The organism is Streptomyces sp. NPDC056948, from assembly GCF_042674225.1.
Taxonomy (GTDB): Bacteria; Actinomycetota; Actinomycetes; order Streptomycetales; family Streptomycetaceae; genus Streptomyces; species Streptomyces purpurascens.
The window spans coordinates 1-2932 of sequence record NZ_JBHUQX010000689.1 but is presented as its reverse complement, the minus strand read 5'-3'; the positions used below and the strand labels follow the sequence as shown (position 1 = coordinate 2932).

General features: G+C 72.5%; 1 protein-coding gene. It reads right to left on the bottom strand.

Annotated elements, in window-relative coordinates; translation table 11 throughout:
• Window positions 1-41: 41 nt before the first annotated feature.
• Window positions 42-2843, bottom strand: a complete 2802-nt coding sequence (locus ACFTZL_RS43530) for an alpha/beta hydrolase family protein (protein ID WP_382595767.1) — start codon at window positions 2841-2843, stop codon at window positions 42-44.
• Window positions 2844-2932 lie beyond the last annotated feature (89 nt).

Sequence of the window (2932 nt, the reverse complement as noted above, 5' to 3'; positions counted from 1 at the left end):
CTTCTGCCCAGCCATCGGCCAGGGAGTGAGCGGCGTGTCGCCTACGGCGCGTCCACCACCGTGCCGTCGAGCACCGGGCCCTCCACTGCTTCGCCGTCGTCCGTCCCGATGGACAGTCGCATCCGCAGTGACTCCTCCGGCTCGCTCACCCCGTCCACGACGGTGGGTACGGTCACCTCCGTGCTCAGCTCTCCCGCGGGTACGGCGATGTCCGGGTAGAACACCTCCACCTCGGACAGCGGCCGGGCTGGGCTCGGTGACTCGCCGGTGTTCTCCTCGAACCATTGCGGGTCGACGTCGGTGCTGGACAGTTCCGCGCCGCCGTCGACCGGCACGAAAGCGGCCTCGATCCAGAGATCCGTGTCGGCGACCGCGGACTGGTCGATCCGCCACTTCAGGCTCTGGCCCTCGGTGACCCGGCCCACGAGCGGTGTCGCCTTGAACGTGGGCATCGGGTCGTCGTCCGTCACGGACAGGCCGCCGAGGTGGTTGCCGACCACGGTGCCCCGGACGGCCTTCGCGAACACGTTGTGCTCCGTGCCGTAGCTGAAGCGGGTGTTGCCGCGCACGTCGATGGGCACGTCGACGCTGCCGCCGCCGGGGCGCACCGTCACCAGCCGGGACGTGACCTCACGGGTCTCGGGGTCCGCGACGAAGAGCCTGATCTGGCCACTGCCCTGCCCGGAGAGCCGCACCGGCACCTTGTGGGTCCGGACTCCGGAGTCGCCCTCGTCGGTCGTCAGCCGACCGATGTCGACGCGGGGCAGCGCGACCGGCCGTACCGCCGCCATGCCGGGACGCCAGCCCCAGGCGTCCATCAGCCATGCCTGTCCCGATCCGCTGCGCGGGGTCAATACCAGGGACTTCACCCGCTTCAGGTCCAGCCCGGCCGCCGTCGCCGCGGTCAGCGGTACCCGTACCTCCTGTCCCCAGTACGAGGCCGTCCGGTCGGAGCCGGGCAGCCCGTCGAGGCGGAGGGCGCCGAGCGTCGCCTGCCGGCCCGCGGTGTCCGTGAGGGACACGTCCATACGGGTGCCGGTGGTGTTGGGCGGCACGATGACCCGCAGCGCCAGCGACTCGGCTCCGCTCAGGGAGACCGGCCTCCCGGGCCGCACTCGTACCGAGGAACCCGGCGTCGACCAGTCGAACGCCACGGCGTCGCGGCCCGGTTCCCGCTCCGTCTCCCACCCGGCGAAGTGCGGTGACCCGCCGGGGTTCTCGGGGTTCAGGCAGGCGGTGGCCGGGTCGGGGTCCACCTGCGCGCACAGCCGGCCGCCGTCCACCGTGACCGGGGCGTCCGGCAGGAAAGCGGCGGTGCGACGGGCACCGACGGCGTGGGTCAGGACGCGCGCGGGACCCGCGGACGCCGCGCGGACGTTCGAGCCGTCCAGCAGTGGCCGGACCCGGTCGTCGCCCGCGACGAACATCCGGGCCGCGGCGGCTGTGTACGTGGAACCGGCGGCCTGCTGCCGCTCGGCCGTCAGCCGGGTCGCGGCCCCCGGCGTGCACACCGGGTCCGGCGGCGTCTCCTCGTCGTTCCAGAAGTCGTCCACGGCGGGCGCCTCGGCCTGTCCCGGGGTCCACTCGGTGTTGAAGTAGTTGTGGTTGGCGCCGACCATGTAGACCGCGCTGTGCAGGGCGGCACCACGGCTCACGCCGCGTGTCCCGTCCACGTAGATCTCGCCCTGCAGGTCGGACACGTCACCGTCGCAGCCCGGCAGGATCGTCATGGACGGCACATCGGGAGCCGGGTTCTGCCCGAAGACGGTGGGGCCGATGAGGACGGTCCCCCGTATCTTCCAGCGCACCGGACCCCGGTAGCCGTCCTTGTCCGCGGGCGGCTTGGCGAGGCTGTCCGTCGCGGCCCGGTTCACGCCCTCGCCGCCGCGCGAGTGACCGACCAGGAGGACACGCGACAGGTCGGCCCGCGCGGACTTCCGTACGATCGCCGGTGCCTTGGTCCGTCCGGCGCCCGACCAGTCGGCCCAGTGGGCGAGGTGCTGCCGCACCAGGGAGGAGCGAGCCTGGGTTCCGGCGTCCTGCGCCGCGTAGTCCTGCCCGTTGATGCCGTTGGCGGATATGGACACCGTCACATACCCCTGGGACGCCAGGAGTTTCTGGTCGTGCAGATAGCCGCGGTAACTCGGTATCGGCTTCGAGCCGGTCGGGCAGGGCCACTCGCCGAGTGCCTCACCGTCCGCGCCTCCGGTGAAGCAGGTGGCGTGGCGGCCGTGCAGGAAGAGGGCCAGCGGCCGCTTGCCCTGTGCGCCGGCGGGTGCGGTGACGGTCGCGCGCATCTCCACCGGGGCGGGGAAGTCGGGCAGTTGCACCGATTTCAGCGTGTACTCGCCGCTGACCGCGCGGTAGGGGCCGGGAACTCCGGGGTCCACGGGGTTGGCCGGCGGCAGGGCCGACGGCTCCACCGGCTCCACGGGCTTCACTGGCTTCTTGGCGGACCGGCGCTTCGAGTCCGCCTTGACACCGGCCTCGTCGAGGCGGCGCCCCGCGGCCCGTACCTGCAGGTCCTTCACAGCACCGAGCGCCACGCCTTCGAGGTCGAGGCGGAACGTGTGCCCGTCCTTGCCGGGTTCGGGCCGGCCCAGGAGCCGGTCTCCGGAGTAGAACTCGACGGCGGCGTCGCCCATGGGGACGGGTCTGTTCGAGCGCCAGGTCAGCTGCTGACCGGATCTCTTGCCGGTGATCTGCCAGCCGGCCGGCAGGCCCCGGCTGCGGTCGGGTCCGGGGCCCGGGTCGGCGGATGGAGTGGACGGGGTCGACGGGGTGGGATCGGCGGCCGGTTGGGCGTTCGCCAGTCCTGGCGATCCCACCACCACCGCGAACATGGCCGCAGCGGCGACCAATGTGCGCCGAGCATGGATCAACGTGCTTCTCCTCCGGATCGGCTCCTGCGCCCGGGACACCACAGGTGTCC

Excerpts from the sequence above, each read along its gene's own strand:
- ACFTZL_RS43530 (WP_382595767.1), bottom strand. The coding sequence starts at position 2,843 with ATGTTCGCGGTGGTGGTGGGATCGCCAGGACTGGCGAACGCCCAACCG.